Raw genomic sequence first — 18,297 nt, 5'->3', positions numbered from 1 at the left:
CGCGTCATGAAGCTCTTCACCCAGCATCCCGCCTCGGTCGGGGAAAGCTATACCGAGCATCTCAGCGTCGCGTCGCGCTTCGGGCTGCGCATGATCGGCGGCGGCGTCGCCGCGCTGATCCACGGCGTGCTGCCCTTCCTCTTCACCACCACCGGCAGCCGTACGATCACCGCGCTCCACGCCGAGATCGTCGCCAAGCGCGCGCACGAGACGGAGCAACGATCGGTCGAATTCGTCATCTGATTGTCAAGCGCGCTTGACGTAAAGCCTGCTTTCCATGTAAAGCCTCCTTCACAACGATTCGAGGGAGGACGTACATGGCCGGAACACCCGCACAGCGCCGCTACAATCGGCGCATCATCATTCTGTCGCTCATCTATGCCGCGGTGCTGCTGCCGGTCTGCTGGCTGTTCGCCCGGCATCTCGTCAGCGGTCCCCTCGCCTATCTGCTGGGCATCCTGCCGGCCTTGCCGGTATCCGGCTTCTTCGCCGTCATCGGCATCTATTTCAGCGAGGAACGAGACGAATATCAGCGCCTGCTGATGGCGCGACAGACGATCATCGCGACCGGGATCGCGATGACGGTCGCGACCTTCTGGGGCTTCCTCGAAAATTTCGATCTGGTGCCGCACCTCGTCGGCTATGCCTGGCCGATCGTCTGGTTCGGGGGTCTCGGCATCGGCGGCTTCATCAACGCCGCGATCGAACGGTCCGCGGGAGACGCCGCGTGACCAACCACCTGCGTGACCTGCGTGGGACCCGCGGCTGGTCGCAACAGCATCTCGCCGACCAGCTCGAGGTCAGCCGGCAGAGCGTCAATGCGATCGAGACCGGCCGCTACGATCCGTCGCTGCCGCTCGCGTTCAAGATCGCCGAACTGTTCGGCCTGGCGATCGAAGACATTTTCGTCAGCCCGTCGAAGGAGCAATGACGTCCTCCTCCACCCCATGACCGTGACGACCACGAGACGGAGCGACGATCGGTCGCATGCGTCATCTGATTGAACGCGCGCGACTTGCGGCCGGATGCCGAGCGACGGCGACGCGTTAACCCTTTTCGGGCGTTGACTGGCCCCTTTCGCTCGGCTCCATTCGTGGCGGGGGAACAGAGATGACCGATCAGACTTCAGCGGACACGCGTGCGTTCCGGTTCACCGGGACATGGCAGGCGTATGCGCCGATCGCCTTCACCAACCTGTTGCTGATGATCGTGACGCTCGGCCTCTACACCTTCTGGGCACGGGCACGAACCCGCCGGTATCTGTGGAGCCGGACCCGGTTCATCGACGATCGGCTGGAATGGACGGGCACCGGCCTCGAATTGTTCATCGGCTATGTCATCGCCTTCTTCCTGTTCGTGCTGCCGTTCGGCCTGGTCAACCTCGGGTTGCAGAGCGCGATGATGCACGGCCATCCGGGCGCGGCGGGATTGCTTGCGATCCTGATGTATCTGACCGCCCTCTACCTGATCGGCGTCGCGCGCTTCCGCGCGCTGCGCTACCGGCTCAGCCGCACCCTGTGGCACGGTATTCGCGGCGGCAGCGACGCGCAGGGGTTCGCCTACGGGTGGAGCTACTTCTGGAAGACGTTCGTGTCGTTCCTCACCATCTACCTGATGACGCCCTGGTCGATGGCGCGGCTGTGGAACGAGCGCTGGAACGCGATGAGCTTCGGCTCGCTGTCGTTCCGCAGCGCGGCGCGCTGGCAGCCGGTGTTCGGTCGCTTTCTGCTCTTCTATTTGCTGCCCGTCGCGCTGGTCGTCGCCTTCGGGGCCATGGCGGCGGTCATGGCGACCAATGGCGTGCTCGATCACACGCCGGGCAGCGTGCCGACCGCGAAGACCGTCGTCACCATCGTGGCCGCGGGGCTCGCCTTCTACGTCTTCTTCTTCGGCGTGCTCGGGCTGGTCGCTATGACCTATTTCGCCGCCTTCTTCCGCGAGGCGGTGGGCGCGACGTCGCTCGGCACGCTGCAATTCGGCTTCGAGGCGTCGACCAGGGACTGGGTCCTCTTCTATCTCGGCAGCCTCGCGTTGGTGATCGTCACTTTCGGCGTCGGCGCGATCTTCCTCCCCTATCGCAACTGGACGTTCTTCATCCGCCATCTCGCCGCTTATGGCGAGGTCGAGCTCGACACGTTGCTCCAGTCGCACACCCGGGCCCCGGGCCAGGGCGAAGGGATGCTCGACGCCTTCGATGTCGGCGCCTTCTGACGTGGACGCCGGGGCGCCCGCCGCGGCGGCATGGCATTACGACGGCCGCAGTGCGTTGCGCCGGCAGGTACGGCTGGTCGTCGAGGGTGACGGCTTCCGGCTCGACGAGGACGGTCGCGCCGGCGCATGGCTGGCCTTCGCGCAGCTCACCCCGGCGGATGGCGACGGCGATGCGCGGACCTTCGGGTTGCAGGGGCAGCCGGGGTGGCGGATCGGCTTCATCGGGCCGGTGCCGGCGGAGATCGCCGTGCGGCTGCCGCGGGCGCGGCGCTATGGCGACTGGGTCGACCGCTTCGGCCTGTGGCGCGCGGCGGCGGCATTCGCGGTGCTGGCGGCGGTCGCGGTGGCGCTGGTGCTGCAGACGCCGGCGCTGGTCGCGCGGATGGTGCCCGCCTCGCTCGAACGGCGGCTCGGCGAGGTGATGGTCGGCGACTTCGGCCGCAAGGGCTGCGTCGAGCCGGTCGGCGCCGCAGCGCTGGCGAAGCTCGCCAACCGCATCGATCCCGACGATCCCACCCTCGACGTCCATGTCGTCAAATTGCCGATGGTCAATGCGGTGACCTTGCCCGGCGGCCGGATCGTGATCTTCGACGGACTGTTGCAGGCGGCCCGCTCGCCCGACGAGGTCGCAGGGGTGATCGGTCACGAGATCGGCCACGTCCGCGGCCGCGACGTGATGGAATCGCTGCTGCGGCAACTGGGCCTGTCGGTGCTGCTCGGCGGGATGGAGGGCCATGTCGGCGGCTATACCAACGCATTGCTCGCCACCGCTTATTCGCGCGGGGCGGAGGCACGGGCGGACGGCTATGCGATCCGGCTGCTCGCCGACGCGCGCGTGTCGCCCTTGCCGACCGCGGCCTTCTTCGATCGCCTGGCGAAGGGCAATGCGAGCGGCGAGCGGATGTTCGCCTATATTGCCAACCATCCGCTGTCCGCCGACCGCGCCGCGCGCTTCCGGCGCAGCGCGGCGGGTGATGTGCATTACGTACCGGCGATCGACACCGCCGAATGGCTGGCGTTGCGCGGCATCTGCGCGGGCGAGACCGACAAGATGGAATGGCGCTTCTAAGGCTCCCCGAAGTCCTCCCCCGCTAGGCCAGGGCTTTAGGATGCGGCTGCGGTGATGAGGCTCGATCGCTTTCCCTATTAGAGTCGTCACCCCGGACTTGTTCCGGGGTCCACCGGGCCGCGGGAGAACGGTGTGGAATGAAGCGTTTCTCCTCGCCGCAGGGTGGACCCCGGAACAAGTCCGGGGTGACGGGAAGGGCTTGGAAGACGACGGACTCGCACGAGCGTCCAGCTGCCGTAGCCCTGCCCGTCAGGGGGAGGAAATCCGCAACCCTGAACGTCGCGTCCGCCCAGTGACCTCCCGACGCTATCTCCACCCAAGCGAGGATGACGCGCCACCGCGCCCACGATACACAGCGGCCATGACAGACCCCCGCCCCCGCCTCGCCTATCACCACACGCCCGGCGCCGGGCCGACGATCGTCTTCCTGCCGGGCTATGCCTCGGACATGCAGGGCGCCAAGGTGCTGGCGCTGGAGGCATGGGCGCGCGCCGAGGGTCGCGCGTTCCTGCGCTTCGATTACGGCGGCTGCGGGCAGAGCGAGGGCACGTTCGAGGAGCAGACGCTCGCCGGCTGGCGCGACGACGTGCTGGCGATGCTCGATCAGGTCGCGACCGGGCCGGTGGTGCTGGTCGGCTCGTCGCTGGGCGGCTGGCTGATGCTGCTCGTCGCCAAGCTGCGCGCCGAACAGGTGGTCGGGCTGGTCGGCATCGCGCCGGCACCCGACTTCACCGACTGGGGCTTCACCACCGAGGAGAAGATGGCGATCCTCACAGAGGGACGACTCGAGCGCGCCAATCTCTACGGCCCGGCGCCGACCGTCTATACCCGCGTCTTCTTCCAGTCGGGCGAGGCCAATCGGCTGATGTTCGGGACGATCCCCGTCGATGGCCGGGTGCGGCTGGTGCAGGGCCAGGCGGACAAGGACGTGCCGTGGCATCGCACCGTGCGGCTCGGCGAGATGATCCGTTCAGCCGACGTGCAGACGCTGCTCATCAAGGACGGCGACCACCGGCTGTCGCGCGCGTCCGATATCGCGTTGATCGTCCGGGCGACCGAGGATGTGTTGCGATGATCCTGATCCTTGCCGCGGTGCAGGCCGCCGCCGCGCCCGCACCGAAGGCGACCGTCCCCGACGTCGATCCGCGCGCCGCGCGCTACGATCGCTGCCGCCAGCTCGCGGTCAGCGACCCCGCCGCGGCGCGCGTCGAGGCGACGCGCTGGGCGGCGAGCGGGGGCGCGTGGTTCGCCCGGCAATGCGCCGGGCTGGCGCTGGCGCAGCAGGGCGAGTTCGCCGCCGCTGCGACCGAATTCACCGCCGCCGCCAAGGCCGCCGATGCGGCGCACGACAAGCGTGCCGCCAATTACTGGGCGCAGGCGGGCAATGCCCGGCTGGCGGCGGGTGACGTGCCCGGCGCGCGTGCGGCGCTCGACACCGCGCTGGTTGCGGGAACGCTGGAGGGGCTGGCGCTCGGCGAGGCGCAGCTCGACCATGCGCGTGTCCTCGTCGCCGCGGGCGAGCTGCCGGCGGCGCGACGCGATATCGATCTGGCGCTTGCCGGGGCCGGCGACGATCCGCTCGCCTGGCTGCTCTCGGCGACGCTGGCGCGGCGGATGGGCAATATGACGCGGGCCAAGACGGACATCGCCGAGGCGCTGCGCCGTTCGCCCGACGACGCTTCGGTGCAGCTCGAAGCGGGCAATATCGCCGCCTCAACGCAGGACGAAGCGGGCGCGCGCGCCGCCTGGGCGGAAGCGGCGCGGCTCGCCCCCAATTTGCCGGCGGGCCAGCACGCGCGTGCCGCGCTGGCGCAATTCGGCGACGCGCCGGTGTCGGCGAAGGTGCCGGCGGGACGGTAACCGCTGATGGCGCCGGGTTCGGAGGCTTCACCCGGACACCCTCTGGTGCCCCGTGCGTTGGCGCCTTAAATCCGGACCATCAACCGCAGGACCCACGCATGCACTATCTCCACACGATGATCCGCGTCAGCGATCCCGACGCGACGATCGCCTTCTTCCGCGTGCTCGGGCTCGAGGAAGTGCGGCGGATCGAGAATGAGGCGGGGCGGTTCACGCTGATCTTCCTCGCCACCGCCGACGACCGCAAGATCGGCGATCGCCGCGCCGAGGTCGAGCTGACCTACAATTGGCCCGCCGATGACGGTACGCCGCCGGAAACCTATAGCGGTGGCCGCAATTTCGGCCATCTCGCCTATCGCGTCGACAATATCTACGACAGCTGCCAGCGGCTGATGGACTCCGGCGTGACGATCAACCGGCCGCCGCGCGACGGCAATATGGCGTTCGTGAAGACCCCCGACGGCATCTCGATCGAGCTGTTGCAGGCAGGCGACGCGCTCGCTCCCGCCGAGCCCTGGGCGTCGATGCCGAACACCGGGAGCTGGTGACGTGACGCTGGCGATCGTCCGCGTCCCCGTGCTGACCGACAATTACGCCTGGCTGATCCACGATCCCGTCAGCGGCGAGACGGTGGCGGTCGATCCCGGCGAGGCGGCACCGGTACAGGCCGCCGCCGCCGAGCGGGGCTGGACGATCGACCAGGTGTGGACGACGCACTGGCACCCCGACCATATTGGCGGCAACGCCGCTTTGCAGGCGGCGGGCGCGCAGATCACCGGTCCAGCCGCCGAGGCCGCCAAGATCCCGACGCTCGATTCGACCGTCGGCGAGGGCGACACGGTGCGGATCGGCACCGAGGTCGCGCACGTGTGGCACGTGCCGGGCCATACCGCCGGCCATATCGCCTTCCATCTCGCCGGGGCGGACGCGATCTTCACCGGCGATACGCTGTTCGCGCTCGGCTGCGGGCGATTGTTCGAAGGCACGCCGGCGGAGATGTTCGCCAACATGCAGCGCTATGCGACGCTGCCCGGCACGACCCAGGTCTATTGTGGCCACGAATATACCCAGTCGAACGGTCGCTTCGCGCTGACCGTCGAGCCGGACAATGCAGCGCTGGCGACGCGGATGACCGCGGTCGATGCGGCGCGGGCGGCGGGTCAGGCGACGGTGCCGACGACGATCGCGCTGGAGCGGGCGACCAACCCCTTCCTGCGCGCCACCGACGCCGAAGAGTTCGCCAAGCTACGCGAATCAAAGGATAACTTCCGCGGCTGAAACGTTCCGGTCGCGGTGCAGGAGACGTGCTGATGATGACCGTGAGACCTTTCGTCGCGTTGCTCGCCGTCTGTGCGGCGGGCTGCACCCAGACTCCGAAGCAGGTCGCCGCGGCGGAGCAGGCGAGCGCCGCCGCCGCCACCGATCTGGCCAAGGAACTGGCCGGGCTGACGCCGGGCAGGTCCGGGGCCTGCATGCCGCAGTTTCCGAGCACGCAGGTCAAGGCCTATGGCCCGACGATCGTCTATGTCGTCAGCAACGGCGTCAAATACCGCAGCGATACCGTCGGCGGTTGCGAGCGCATCGCGCGCGGCGATATTCTCATTACGCGTACGCCCACCGGCCAATTGTGCCAGGGCGACATCGCCACGACGGTCGATTCGGCGTCGCGCACGTTCAGCGGCAGTTGCTCGTTCGGCCCGTTCGTCCGCTACAGCCGGGACGGGAAATGATCCGCCCGCTGCTGATCGGCGCGCTGGCGCTGCCGCTGCTCGCCGCCAAGTCCGATCCCCTCGCCGGGCGGGTGGCGGAGGCCCCCGCCAATTGCATCAGCCTGACGTCGATGCAGGGGCCGTCGATCGTCGACGCGCACACGATCCTCTACACGCAGGGCGCGCGCGTGTGGAAGACCGGCCCGGTCGGCGCCTGTCCGTCGCTGGCACCGTTCACCACCCTGGTGATCGACGTCTATGGCGGACAATTGTGCAAGAACGACCGCTTCCGCGTGATTACGCCGGGAATGACGATCCCGTCGGGCTATTGCCGCTTCACCGAATTCACCCCGTATGTGCGGGTGAAAAAATAGCGTTCGAACCGTTCGCCCCGAGCTTGGTGAAGGGCCTCGCGGCTTTCTGTGTTTCGACAGGCTCAGCACGAACGGGATGAGGCTGGTCTTTCATCCCACCGTTTGCCCTGAGCCTGTCGAAGGGCGATCCCGCACACGGGACCGCCGCTGCGTGACGGATGCTTCGACAGGCTCGGTGATCGGGTCCGCGACCGCGCCGATTACAGCACGAACCGGCTGAGGTCGGTATTGCGCGCAATCCCGGCGAGCTGCTTGTCGACATAGGCCGCATCCACCGTCACCGGCTCGCTACGGTCCTCGGCGTCGAAGCTCACCTCCTCCAGCAGCTTCTCCATCACCGTCTGCAACCGCCGCGCGCCGATATTCTCGACCTGCCCGTTAACTTCGGCGGCGATGCGCGCGATCGCGGCGATGCCGTCATCGGTGAAGCTCACCTCGGCGCCCTCGGTCGCCAGCAAGGCCTTATATTGCGCGGGCAGCGACGCCTTTGTGTCCGACAGGATCGCGATGAAATCCTCCTCGGTCAGCCCCTTCAGCTCGACGCGGATCGGCAGGCGGCCCTGCAATTCCGGCAGTAGGTCGCTCGGCTTGGCGACGTGGAACGCGCCGCTGGCGATGAACAGGATATGGTCGGTCTTCATCGGCCCGTATTTTGTCGCCACGGTCGTACCTTCGATCAGCGGCAGCAGGTCGCGCTGCACGCCCTCGCGGCTGACCGAACCGCCGCGCACGTCGCTGACCGCGATCTTGTCGATCTCGTCGAGGAAGACGATGCCGTTCGCCTCGGCGTCGGCGAGCGCGGTGCGGCTGACCTCATCCTGGTCGAGGCGCTTGTCCGCCTCTTCCTCGACAAGCTTGTCCCATGCCGCGCGGACCGACAGCTTGCGGCGCTTGAGCGGCTGGCCGCCGCCGAACGACTTCATCATCTCCGACAGGTTGATCATCTGCGGTCCCGCGCCCGGCACCTCGAACGGCGTCGTCGCGGCCTGTTCCAGCTCGATCTCGATCTCGGTCGCGTCGAGATGGCCGTCGGCGAAGCGCTGCTTGAAACTTTCGCGCGTGGCCGCGCTCGAATCCTTGCCGACCAGCGCATCGAGCAGGCGCTTCATCGCCGCCTCCTCGGCCTTGTCCTTCACCGCGACGCGGCGGCGCTCCTTCTCCAGCCGGATCGCCTCCTCGACGAGGTCGCGGGCGATCTGTTCGACGTCGCGACCGACATAGCCGACCTCGGTGAACTTGGTCGCCTCGACCTTGACGAAGGGCGCGTCGGCGAGCTTCGCCAGCCGGCGGCTGATCTCGGTCTTGCCGCAGCCGGTCGGCCCGATCATCAGGATGTTCTTCGGCGTCACCTCGTCGCGCAGGTCGGCGGAGAGCTGCTGGCGGCGCCAGCGGTTGCGCATCGCCACCGCGACCGCACGCTTGGCGTCGGCTTGCCCGATGATATGGGCGTCGAGAGCGGCGACGATCGCCTTGGGGGTGAGGTTCTGGTTCATGGTCTGCCGGGTTGCCCGAGGCCAGGATAACGGCCTGGGATCAAGGAAAGGTCACGGAAAGTCAGGGGTCCGAACGGCGACGGATCAGCTCGTGCTGTCCATCACCTCGATCGTCGTGCGATCGTTGGTGTAGACGCAGACCTCGGCGGCGATCGCCATCGCCTTGCGGCAGACGGTCTCGGCATCGGCCTCATAATCGACCAGCGCGCGCGCCGCGGCGAGCGCGTAATTGCCGCCCGAGCCGATCGCGGCGACGCCGTTTTCGGGTTCGAGCACGTCGCCGTTGCCGGTGAGGATCAGCGTCACGTCCGTGTCGGCGACGATCATCATCGCCTCGAGGTTGCGCAGATATTTGTCGGTGCGCCAATCCTTGGCCAGCTCGACCGCGGCGCGCATCAGCTTGCCCTGATGGCGTTCCAGCTTCGCCTCCAGCCGCTCGAACAGCGTGAAGGCGTCGGCGGTGGCGCCGGCGAAACCGCCGATCACCAGTCCGTCGGCGCCGAGACGGCGGACCTTCTTGGCATTGGGCTTCATCACGGTCTGGCCCATCGAGACCTGGCCGTCGCCGATGACGACGACCTTGCCGTTGCGCCGGACCGACAGGATGGTGGTGCCATGCCAGACGGGCATGGAATGGGAATCGCTCATGGTTGGCGATGTAGGATGAAGTTGCGGCGGGGCAACCACACGGTCGAACGGCGTCGGGTGGAGATTGCGAAGATGGCTCGCGCAGAGACGCGGAGACGCAGAGGCGGTGCTCGTACCGACACAGCGCCCCCGCCCCCCATCGTCATCCCGGCGAACGCCGGGACCCATGGTTGCGGTGAGGCCGATGTTGCGCGTACCATCACCGGGAGCGCGTCCATGGGTCCCGACGTTCGTCGGGATAACGGCGGGAGCGAGCGAGCGACGATGAGGGGGCGTGCTGCTCTCGCCACCCATGCAACCTCTCCGCGCCTCCGCGCCTCCGGGCGCCTATCGGTCCACCCCTCTCACCTTCCCCCACGTCCGCGCGGCGGTATAGCCGAGATAGCCCGTCCCGAAGAGCGCGTAGAGCGGTTCGGGGATCGCCGACAGATAGGCGCCCATCGCCCGCGCCATCGCCGCCGCGACATCGGGACGGACCGCCGCGACGATCCCCATCGGGATCGACCACAGCAGCAGCGCATACATCACGTACAGGAACGCCGGCCGCGCCCGCGTCACCCAGCGATCGGGCGGCGGAGCGGCGGTCATGCGACGCGTCCCGCCAGCCAGCCGTACAGGAACGCCTCGTCGGCGGGCCGGCGCTCGGCAAGCGAGAGGTAGCGTTCGCCCTGCAAGGCGTCGACCGCCTTGATCAGCACCGCCTCACCGGCCCGGCCGCGATGCGCGAGAAAAGCATCAAGCGCGGCGAGCGTCCGCGCGCCGATCGTCCGGTCGAGCGCGAGATCGGGATAGTCGCGCGCATCGCGGTTGAGCGCGTTGAGCGCGCGCTGGAGGAAGCCGATCGCGGTCGCCGTCCCCATGTTGACGCCGGTGTCGAACAATTCCGCCGCCAGCGCCGGCGCGCGCGTCGCGACCTGATCGAAGCCGGGCGCCTGCCAGTAGACGCGCTCGTAGATGTCCGCCGCCACCGCCTGCGGCAGATCGCGGATCGCGCCGTGATAGCCGTTGGCGCGGGCGACCGCGGCGGTGATCCCCCAGCGCGTCGGGCCGCCGCGGTCGGCGGGATGATCGACATAGCCGCCTTCGCGGTCGATCAGCTGGTCGATGAGGGTCCGGATCGTCATGGCGCGCTCCCTTGCCGTTGCGGGGCAAACGGGGACCATGGCTTTTCCAAATAGGACAGCGGATCTTTGACGGTGGCCGGAAGGCGAGGCCGATCAGAAACTTGGCCGGTCACGCCGCGACGGCCCATCCAACACCCGATTCGCCCCCGGCAGCCCCGCCAATGGGACCACCGGGGCAAAGGGCCGCCAGATCAGGCCGGGTGCCTCAATACACCCGCTTCTTCGGCTTGATGTAATCGACGTCGTCAGTGAGCGTATAGTCGTGCACCGGACGGTAATCGATCGCGGTGGCGCCGCCGACGCCGCCCCAGCCGGTGAAGCTGGTGATCGTATGCTTCATCCATTCGCCGTCGTCGCGATCCGGATAATCCTCGTTGACGTGGGCGCCGCGCGATTCCTTGCGGTTCGCCGCCGAATCGATCGTCACCACCGCCTGCGCGGCGAGATTGTCGAGCTCGAGCGTCTCGATGAGGTCGGTGTTCCAGATCAGGCTGCGGTCGTTGACCGAGACGTCGGCGATCTGGCCGTAGATGTCCTTCATCAGCGCCTGGCCCTCGGTGAGCAGGGCGTTGTCGCGGAACACCGCGCAATGCTTCTGCATCGTCCGCTGCATCTGGCCGCGGATCTCCGCGGTCGGGATGCTGCCGGTGGCGTTGCGGAACTTGTCGAGGCGGGTCAGCGACAGCTCCTCCGAGCCCTTGGGCAGCGGATTGTGCGTGCCGTTGGGCTTGCAGATGTCGGCGATCCGCTTGCCGGTGGCGCGGCCGAACACGACGAGATCGATCAGCGAGTTGGAGCCGAGGCGGTTGGCGCCATGGACCGAGACGCACGCCGCCTCGCCGACCGCGAACAGGCCGGGGACGACGGTATCGGGATTGCCGTCCTTGAGGTGGACGACCTCGCCGTGGAAGTTGGTCGGGATGCCGCCCATGTTGTAATGGACCGTCGGCGTGACGGGCAAAGGCTGGCGGGTCAGGTCGACGCCGGCGAAGATCTTGCCGGTCTCGGTGATGCCGGGCAGCCGCTCGTGCAACACCGCGGGATCGATGTGGTCGAGGTGCAGGAAGATATGGTCGCCGTTCTTGCCGACGCCGCGGCCTTCACGCATCTCCATCGCCATCGACCGCGACACGACGTCGCGGCTGGCGAGGTCCTTCGCCGACGGCGCGTAGCGCTCCATGAAGCGCTCGCCCTCGGAGTTGGTGAGATAGCCGCCCTCGCCGCGCGCGCCCTCGGTGATGAGGACGCCCGCACCGTAGATGCCGGTCGGGTGGAACTGGACGAATTCCATGTCCTGCAACGGCAGGCCGGCGCGCAGCACCATGCCGCCGCCGTCACCCGTGCAGGTATGCGCCGAGGTCGCCGAGAAATAGCAGCGGCCGTAGCCGCCGGTCGCCAGCACGGTGTTGTGCGCGCGGAAGCGGTGGATGCTGCCGTCTTCCATGCACAGCGCGACGACGCCGCGGCACTGGCCGTTCTCCATGATGAGATCGAGCGCGAAATATTCGACGTAGAAGTCCGCGTCGTAGCGCAGGCTCTGCTGATAGAGCGTGTGCAGCATCGCATGGCCGGTGCGGTCCGCGGCGGCGCAGGTGCGCTGCGCGGGCGGGCCTTCGCCCATGTTCTGCATCATGCCGCCGAACGGGCGCTGATAGATGCGGCCCTCGTCGGTACGGCTGAACGGCATGCCGGCATGTTCGAGCTCGTAGACCGCGGCGGGCGCCTCGCGGACCATATATTCGATCGCGTCCTGATCGCCGAGCCAGTCGGAACCCTTGACGGTGTCGAACATATGCCAGGTCCAGTGATCCGGACCCATGTTGCCGAGGCTGGCGGCAATGCCGCCCTGCGCCGCGACGGTGTGGCTGCGGGTCGGGAACACCTTGGTGATGCAGGCGGTCTTGAGGCCGTTCTGTGCGCATTCCATCACGGCGCGCAGCCCCGAGCCGCCGGCGCCGACGACGACCGCGTCATAGGTGTGATCGATGATCTTGTACGCGTCCGACATTATGCGGCAGCTCCGAAGGCGACCTTGAGGATCGCGAAGATGGCGATCGCGGCGGTGGCGACCGTGAAGAAGTTGAGCGCGAGGATCGCGGCGACGCGCTTCTGTTCGTGCTGGTAATCCTCGATCACGACCTGGAGGCCCAGGCGGAAGTGATAGAAGACCGAGACGATCAGCAGCAGCATCGGCACCGCCGCCCAGCTGTTCTGCAACCAGCTGTGCACGCTGGCATAGTCGTAGCCCGGCATGCGCAGGATCGCGAAGACGAACCAGAGCGTCAGGAACAGGTTCGAGCCGGCGGTGACGCGCTGGCGCCACCAATGGTGCGCGCCTTCCTTGGCGCTGCCGAGACCGCGAACGCGGCCGATATGCGTACCCGAACCCATTACTTGACCCCCAGGTAGAGCCAGAAGGCCGCGGTCAGCACGAAGCCGCCGGCGATCACGATCAGGCTGAACATCTTGTTGCGCTTCAGTTCGAACGCCGCGCCCGCGTCCATGACGAGGTGGCGGACGCCGTTCAGCATGTGCGTGAAGAAGGCGTAAGTGATGCCGACGAAGACCACCCAGCCGACGATGTTGAGATTGCCGGCATCGGTGGTGAACACGTTGCGGAAGCTCGCATAGGCCTCCGCCCCGCTCGCGATCGCGGCGAGCCACCAGACCAGCAGCACGGTGCCGACCGTCGCCATGCCCGAGCCGGTCGCGCGGTGCAGGATGGAGACCAGCATGTGCGGCCCCCAGCTATAGTGGAGCTTCAGAAAGCCCGAAAAGAGATGCGGGCTGCGCGGACGCGCCGGAGTGCGGGATGCCATGAACGGTCCTCGGGCAAGATCAATGCTGTGCCTATTAGGCCCGCCATGCCGCGATGCAACCCATAGCGGCCGCTTCGCTCGCCTCGCCGACGCCGCCGCGGCCTGCTTTCCCGGCGACCGCGCATGCGCGCCTCTAACCGCACATTAACCAGTGATGTCTAATTCGGACAATATCGTTCACGCCCCGCTGATCGCCGGAGACGCTCTTGCCCGACATTGCCCTTCCCAAGCCGGCCAGCATCGCCGCCGCGATCGACCTGCGCAGCCGCATCGTCGCCTTCGACGGCGGCGAGAATACGCTGATGGCGCGCGCGGCGGAATTGTGGACGGTCATCGAGCCCGATGCGCCGACGATCGTCGAGGCCTATTGGTCGCATTGGCGCCGTGCCCACCCCGGTGCCGCCGAATGGACGCCGCTGGAAACCGAACGCCGCATCGTCGCCGGCATCACCTATCTGCGCAACCGCTGCTGCCACCTCGACGGGCTCGCCTGGGTCGAATCGCTCGAGCGGTCGGTCGCCGCGGCTTATGCCGCCGGCGTCTCGACGATGGAGGTGCTGGCGATGTCCTGCGCCAGCGACCGCGCCGCGCTCCAGGCGCTGATGGCGCGAGTCCCCGCCGACGATTCGCGCCAGGGCGCGCTGGTCGATGCGCTGATGCGCCTGTTCGGCATGGAGACCGAACTGACCGTCGAACTGTTCGCCGGCTATGCCGAACATGGCGCCCGCCTCGCCCGCGAGGGGCTGGCCTCCGAATTCCGCGAAGGCATCGCTTCCGCGGTCGAGACCGCGACCGACGAGGGCCGCGCGCTGCGCGACCAGGCGCAGCGCAGCTCGGGCTCGGCGCGCGGCATGCTCGGCAAGACGAGCGAGGTCGCCGCCGCCGCCGAACAATCCGCGGTCGCGATGCGCGAGGCGGCGCAGACCGCCGCCGGCCTGATCCGCGCGATCGAGGACGCCCGGACCGAGGTCGAGGCCGCCGCCGAGATCGCCAGCCGCGCCAGCGTACAGGCGACCAATGCGGTCGGCATGTCGGAGACGCTGAGCGATCACGCCAAGTCGATCGAATCGATCCTCAGCCTGATCCGCGACATCGCCGGCCAGACCAATCTGCTCGCGCTCAATGCGACGATCGAGGCGGCGCGCGCCGGCGACGCCGGCCGCGGCTTCGCGGTGGTGGCGCAGGAGGTGAAGAGCCTCGCCAACCAGACCGCGCGCGCCACCGACGATATCGCCGCCAAGATCGCCTCGATCCAGTCGGCGACGCGCTCGACGGTCGACACCAACGCCAGCATCAAGACGACCGTCGCCGAGGTGCAGGAGAGTGCCGACCGCATCCGCTATGCGATGGAGGCGCAGGCGCAGACCGTCACCGCGATCACCGCCGCGGTCGACGAGACCGCGCTCGCCGCCGATTCGATGTCGAGCACGATCGCCGCGATCCGTACCGATACCGAGACGGTGGCGGCGGAGATCGACGACGTCGGCCGCGGCTTCGACCGGCTCGACGGCCAGCTCAATTCGCTCAAGACCAGCGCCGGCGAGTTCGTCGCCAAGGTCGCCGCCTGAGATGGTCTCCGCTCCGATCCGCCGGCATCAGATCACGGGCGAGACGCTGCAGGCGCGGCGCAGCATCGTCGAGCATCTCGGCGAATATGACTGGGACGGGACGCTCGCCGCATCCTGCCGCCAGATCTCGGCGCTGCTGCGGCCCGAGGATTATCGCGAGATTTCCAGCCGCTTCTGGGACCATTATCTGTCGCTGCCCGCCGCGCAGCCATTGCGGCCGCTGTTCACCCCCGAACGGCTCGACCGGCGGGTGCGCGAGAGCGCGCATTATGCCTTCCTCAAATACAATGCGCCGTTCGACGAGACATGGGGCGAGATCGCCATCACCCATGCCGAACGGTCGGAACAATCGGGCATCCCGCTTCCCAGCCTGCAGGCGGCGCTGGCCCAGTCGCACAGTTTCACCGTGCAGACGATCGAGCGGCATTGCGAGGGCGACACCAAGCGGCTGCTGCGCCTGTGCGACGCGGTGCAGCGCATCGCGCTGGTCGAATCGGATCTGATGACCGGCCGACTCGCGACGCTGCGCGCCGAGGCGGCGCGGCAGGAGCGCCAGACGCGCTCGGCCGCGTTCCGCGAGAGCATCGCCACCTCGATCGAGGGCGCCGCGACGCTGGGCGCACGCATCCGCGTACAGGCCAGCGCCGCCTCCGCCTCGACGCGCGAGGTGCTCGGCAAGGCGAGCGAGGTCGCCGCCGCCGCGGAGGAATCGGCGGTGGCGATGCGCGAGGCGGCACAGACCGCCGCCGGGCTGATCCGCGCGATCGAGGACGCCCGCATTGAGGTCGATTCGGCCGCCGGCATCGCGCTGCGCGCCAGCGAACATGCCGGCGAGGCGGTGCGGGCGAGCGGCCTGCTTAGCGACCATGCGCAATCGATCGAATCGATCCTCGGCCTGATCCGCGCGATCGCCGGGCAGACCAATCTGCTCGCGCTCAACGCGACGATCGAGGCGGCGCGCGCCGGCGACGCCGGCCGCGGCTTCGCGGTGGTGGCGCAGGAGGTGAAGAGCCTCGCCAACCAGACCGCACGCGCCACCGACGACATCGCCGCCAAGATCGCCGCGATCCAGCATGCCACGCGCACGACGGTGGCGACCAACGCCTCGATCAAGGCGACCGTCTCCGAGGTGCAGGAATCCGCCGACCGCATCCGCGACGCGATGGCGGCACAGGCGCACACCGTCACCGCGATCACCGCCGCGGTCGACGAGACCGCGCTCGCCGCCGATTCGATGTCGAGCACGATCGCCGCGATCCGCACCGACACGCAATCCGTCGCCGGCGAGATCGACTCGCTCGGCGAAGGCTTCGGCGAAGTCGGCGACCGGCTCGGACAATTGCAGCAATCGGCGGACAGCTTCTCGGCCAGCGTGGGGTGACGGCGGGGGGCTACGTAACGCCGCTCCCGCCCTGTCCTCCCCCGCCAGGGCAGGGGAATCGCATATGGCTACGGCAATGAGTTTCGATCGGCTTCCTCATCAAATTCGTCACCCCGGACTTGTTCCGGGGTCCACCGGGCCGCGAGAGAACGGTGTCGGATCAAGCCTCTCTCCTCGCCGCAGGGTGGACCCCGGAACGAGTCCGGGGTGACGGGGTGGGTTTGGAAAACGGCGGACCCACACACATCTTCATGTGCGATAGCCCTGCCCGCCAAGGAGCGCCGGAGGCGTGACCGGAGGGGAGGACAGGCCGGCAGCCCCATAGCAGCACACCCCCCGGTTGCCGCCCCCTGCCCCGCCGCCTAAAGCCGCGGCATGGCTATCCTTCTGACCGGATCGAGCCGCGGCATCGGCGCGGCGATCCTCGACACCCTCACCGCGACCGGCGTGCAGGTGATCGGACACGGCACGCGCAGCGGCATCGCCGCCGACTTCGCCGATCCCGCCGCGCCGCGCGCGCTGTGGGACGCGGCGCTGGCGCAGAGCGGCGGGACGATCGACGTGCTCGTCAACAACGCCGGCGTGTTCGAGGCGAACCCGCTCGATCGCGACGACGACGCGTGGGTCGCCGACTGGGAGCGGACGCTGCGCATCAACCTGACCGCCGCCGCCGAATTGTGCCGGCTCGCCGTGCGCCACTGGCAGCAGGCCGGTACCGGCGGCCGGATCGTCAACATCGCCAGCCGCGCTGCCTATCGCGGCGACAGCCCGGCGCACTGGCATTATGCCGCCGCCAAGGCGGGCATGGTCGCGATGACCAAGACGATCGCGCGCGGCTATGCGAAGGAGGGCATCCTCGCCTTCGCGATCTGCCCCGGCTTCACGATGACCGGGATGGCGGACGACTATCTCGCCAGCCGCGGCGGCGACAAATTGCTCGCCGACATTCCGCTCGGCAGGGTCGCCGATCCGCAGGAGGTCGCGGCGGTGGCGCGCTTCTGCGCGCTGGAGGCGCCCGCGTCGATGACCGGCGCGGTGCTCGACGTGAACGGGGCGAGCTATGTCCGCTGAATCGTGGAAGGTCAGCCTGCCCTGCACCCGCGCCGAGGCGGAGGCGATCGACAGCGCCTCCGATCTGGCGATCGAAGCGGTGCTGATGACCACCGAGGAGGTCGAGGACGATGTCGAACGCTGGCGGCTCGACGCCTATCTGGAGCAGGAGCCCGATGCGGCGATGCTCGCGACGCTGCACGCGTTGGTGCCGAGCGCGAGCGGACATGATCCGGTGGTCGAGAGACTGTCCGATCAGGATTGGGTGGCGATGAGCCAGGCCGGGCTGGAGCCGATCCGCGAGGGGCGGTTCGTCGTCCACACCAGCGCGCATCCGGTGACGCCGCCCGCCGGCGGCCGCGCCTTCCTGATCGAGGCGGGACAGGCGTTCGGGACCGGCCATCACGGCACGACGAGCGGCTGCCTCGCGATGCTCGACACGCTGGCGGAGGCCGGGCGCGACTTCGCCAAGGTGATCGACGTCGGAACGGGGACCGGGCTGCTCGCCTTCGCGGCGGTCGATCTGTGGCCCGGGGCGACGGTGGTGGCGACCGATATCGATCCGGTGGCGATCGACGTGACGCGCGAGAATGCCGATCGGAACGATGTCGAGGGTGTCGCCTTGTTCGTCGCCGACGGCGCGCGCCATCCGGATATCGATGCGGTCGCGCCTTATGATCTGGTGATCGCCAACATCCTCGCCGGTCCCCTGGTGTCGATGGCGCCCGAACTGGCGGCGATCGCCGCGCCCGATGCGGTCATCGTGCTGGCCGGATTGCTCGAGACGCAGCGCGAGACCGTGGTCGCGGCCTATGCGGCATGCGGCTGCACGCTGGAGGCGATCGACCGGCGCGGCGACTGGACGGTGCTGCGTCTGCGCGCCGGCGCCGACCGCTACGTCCCGACCGCGCCGTTCGATCCCAACGGCCGCGACGGCTGGGCGCTGGATCTGTAGCGCCGCCACTGCCCCCTCCCGCGTCATCCCCGCCGT

At 68.4% G+C, this 18,297-nt stretch carries 22 protein-coding genes; 15 read left to right on the top strand and 7 right to left on the bottom strand.

Annotated features, from left to right (window positions below; genetic code table 11):
* The first annotated feature begins 6 nt into the window (after positions 1 to 6).
* The 11 genes from AC07UH_RS04705 (at position 7) to AC07UH_RS04655 (ending at position 7,223) form a co-directional block, all read left to right on the top strand.
* Positions 7 to 243 (top strand): DUF6356 family protein, encoded by a 237-nt coding sequence (locus tag AC07UH_RS04705; RefSeq protein WP_495179186.1) that lies wholly within the window; start codon positions 7 to 9, stop codon positions 241 to 243.
* Between the two features lie 74 nt (positions 244 to 317).
* A complete protein-coding gene (locus tag AC07UH_RS04700) occupies positions 318 to 731 on the top strand; it encodes a hypothetical protein (RefSeq protein ID WP_495179187.1) in 414 nt (137 codons plus the stop codon).
* Complete coding sequence (locus tag AC07UH_RS04695; protein WP_038662968.1) at positions 728 to 931, top strand: helix-turn-helix transcriptional regulator; 204 nt, start codon at positions 728 to 730, stop codon at positions 929 to 931. The genes AC07UH_RS04700 and AC07UH_RS04695 overlap by 4 nt, the downstream gene beginning before the upstream one ends.
* Before the next feature lie 179 nt (positions 932 to 1,110).
* Positions 1,111 to 2,211, top strand: a complete 1,101-nt coding sequence (locus AC07UH_RS04690; protein ID WP_495179188.1) for a YjgN family protein — start codon at positions 1,111 to 1,113, stop codon at positions 2,209 to 2,211.
* A complete protein-coding gene (locus tag AC07UH_RS04685) occupies positions 2,195 to 3,280 on the top strand; it encodes a M48 family metallopeptidase (protein ID WP_495179189.1) in 1,086 nt (361 codons plus the stop codon). The genes AC07UH_RS04690 and AC07UH_RS04685 overlap by 17 nt, the downstream gene beginning before the upstream one ends.
* A gap of 361 nt (positions 3,281 to 3,641) precedes the next feature.
* Entirely contained in the window at positions 3,642 to 4,355 is a 714-nt protein-coding gene (locus AC07UH_RS04680; protein ID WP_495179190.1) for an alpha/beta fold hydrolase, read from the top strand.
* The gene (locus tag AC07UH_RS04675; protein ID WP_495179191.1) at positions 4,352 to 5,140 is read left to right on the top strand and encodes a tetratricopeptide repeat protein; all 789 of its coding nucleotides are present in this window, start codon (positions 4,352 to 4,354) and stop codon (positions 5,138 to 5,140) included. The genes AC07UH_RS04680 and AC07UH_RS04675 overlap by 4 nt, the downstream gene beginning before the upstream one ends.
* A 98-nt stretch (positions 5,141 to 5,238) precedes the next feature.
* Positions 5,239 to 5,688 (top strand): VOC family protein, encoded by a 450-nt coding sequence (locus AC07UH_RS04670; protein ID WP_495179192.1) that lies wholly within the window; start codon positions 5,239 to 5,241, stop codon positions 5,686 to 5,688.
* 1 nt (position 5,689) lies between these two features.
* Complete coding sequence (gloB, locus tag AC07UH_RS04665) at positions 5,690 to 6,418, top strand: hydroxyacylglutathione hydrolase (RefSeq protein ID WP_495179193.1); 729 nt, start codon at positions 5,690 to 5,692, stop codon at positions 6,416 to 6,418.
* Positions 6,419 to 6,453: 35 nt separating this feature from the next.
* The gene (locus tag AC07UH_RS04660) at positions 6,454 to 6,870 is read left to right on the top strand and encodes a hypothetical protein (protein ID WP_495179194.1); all 417 of its coding nucleotides are present in this window, start codon (positions 6,454 to 6,456) and stop codon (positions 6,868 to 6,870) included.
* Positions 6,867 to 7,223, top strand: coding sequence for a hypothetical protein (locus tag AC07UH_RS04655; RefSeq protein ID WP_495179195.1), 357 nt, complete (start codon positions 6,867 to 6,869; stop codon positions 7,221 to 7,223). The genes AC07UH_RS04660 and AC07UH_RS04655 overlap by 4 nt, the downstream gene beginning before the upstream one ends.
* Positions 7,224 to 7,423: 200 nt before the next feature.
* Here AC07UH_RS04655 and hslU read toward each other — a convergent pair whose 3' ends face one another.
* The 7 genes from hslU to sdhC form a co-directional block, all read right to left on the bottom strand.
* Positions 7,424 to 8,716: an ATP-dependent protease ATPase subunit HslU gene (gene hslU, locus AC07UH_RS04650; protein ID WP_495179196.1), complete on the bottom strand. Its 1,293-nt coding sequence runs from the start codon at positions 8,714 to 8,716 to the stop codon at positions 7,424 to 7,426.
* Positions 8,717 to 8,800: 84 nt separating this feature from the next.
* On the bottom strand, positions 8,801 to 9,346 hold the full coding sequence (hslV, locus tag AC07UH_RS04645; RefSeq protein ID WP_495179789.1) for an ATP-dependent protease subunit HslV: 546 nt from the start codon (positions 9,344 to 9,346) through the stop codon (positions 8,801 to 8,803).
* Between the two features lie 345 nt (positions 9,347 to 9,691).
* Positions 9,692 to 9,952, bottom strand: a complete 261-nt coding sequence (locus AC07UH_RS04640) for a 3TM-type holin (RefSeq protein WP_495179197.1) — start codon at positions 9,950 to 9,952, stop codon at positions 9,692 to 9,694.
* Positions 9,949 to 10,488, bottom strand: a complete 540-nt coding sequence (locus tag AC07UH_RS04635) for a glycoside hydrolase family 108 protein (RefSeq protein WP_495179198.1) — start codon at positions 10,486 to 10,488, stop codon at positions 9,949 to 9,951. The genes AC07UH_RS04640 and AC07UH_RS04635 overlap by 4 nt, the downstream gene beginning before the upstream one ends.
* A gap of 205 nt (positions 10,489 to 10,693) precedes the next feature.
* Positions 10,694 to 12,496 (bottom strand): succinate dehydrogenase flavoprotein subunit, encoded by a 1,803-nt coding sequence (sdhA, locus tag AC07UH_RS04630; RefSeq protein ID WP_038663000.1) that lies wholly within the window; start codon positions 12,494 to 12,496, stop codon positions 10,694 to 10,696.
* Entirely contained in the window at positions 12,496 to 12,879 is a 384-nt protein-coding gene (gene sdhD, locus AC07UH_RS04625; RefSeq protein WP_038663003.1) for a succinate dehydrogenase, hydrophobic membrane anchor protein, read from the bottom strand. Before sdhD ends, sdhA begins: the two co-directional genes overlap by 1 nt.
* The gene (gene sdhC, locus AC07UH_RS04620) at positions 12,879 to 13,307 is read right to left on the bottom strand and encodes a succinate dehydrogenase, cytochrome b556 subunit (protein ID WP_137899516.1); all 429 of its coding nucleotides are present in this window, start codon (positions 13,305 to 13,307) and stop codon (positions 12,879 to 12,881) included. The genes sdhD and sdhC overlap by 1 nt, the downstream gene beginning before the upstream one ends.
* 206 nt (positions 13,308 to 13,513) lie before the next feature.
* Between sdhC and AC07UH_RS04615 the strand changes: the two genes are divergently transcribed.
* The 4 genes from AC07UH_RS04615 to AC07UH_RS04600 all read left to right on the top strand — a co-directional run bounded on the left by AC07UH_RS04615 (position 13,514) and on the right by AC07UH_RS04600 (position 18,261).
* Entirely contained in the window at positions 13,514 to 14,875 is a 1,362-nt protein-coding gene (locus AC07UH_RS04615; RefSeq protein ID WP_137899517.1) for a methyl-accepting chemotaxis protein, read from the top strand.
* A 1-nt stretch (position 14,876) separates the two neighbouring features.
* Entirely contained in the window at positions 14,877 to 16,256 is a 1,380-nt protein-coding gene (locus AC07UH_RS04610; protein WP_052075628.1) for a methyl-accepting chemotaxis protein, read from the top strand.
* A 375-nt stretch (positions 16,257 to 16,631) separates the two neighbouring features.
* On the top strand, positions 16,632 to 17,327 hold the full coding sequence (locus AC07UH_RS04605; protein ID WP_038663013.1) for an SDR family NAD(P)-dependent oxidoreductase: 696 nt from the start codon (positions 16,632 to 16,634) through the stop codon (positions 17,325 to 17,327).
* On the top strand, positions 17,317 to 18,261 hold the full coding sequence (locus tag AC07UH_RS04600) for a 50S ribosomal protein L11 methyltransferase (protein WP_495179199.1): 945 nt from the start codon (positions 17,317 to 17,319) through the stop codon (positions 18,259 to 18,261). Before AC07UH_RS04605 ends, AC07UH_RS04600 begins: the two co-directional genes overlap by 11 nt.
* Positions 18,262 to 18,297 lie beyond the last annotated feature (36 nt).

The sequence above is a fragment of the Sphingomonas sp. GW821-FHT04B01 genome (assembly GCF_059420425.1).
Note: the sequence above shows the minus strand (reverse complement) of the source record. Positions and strands in the feature narration are given on the sequence as shown.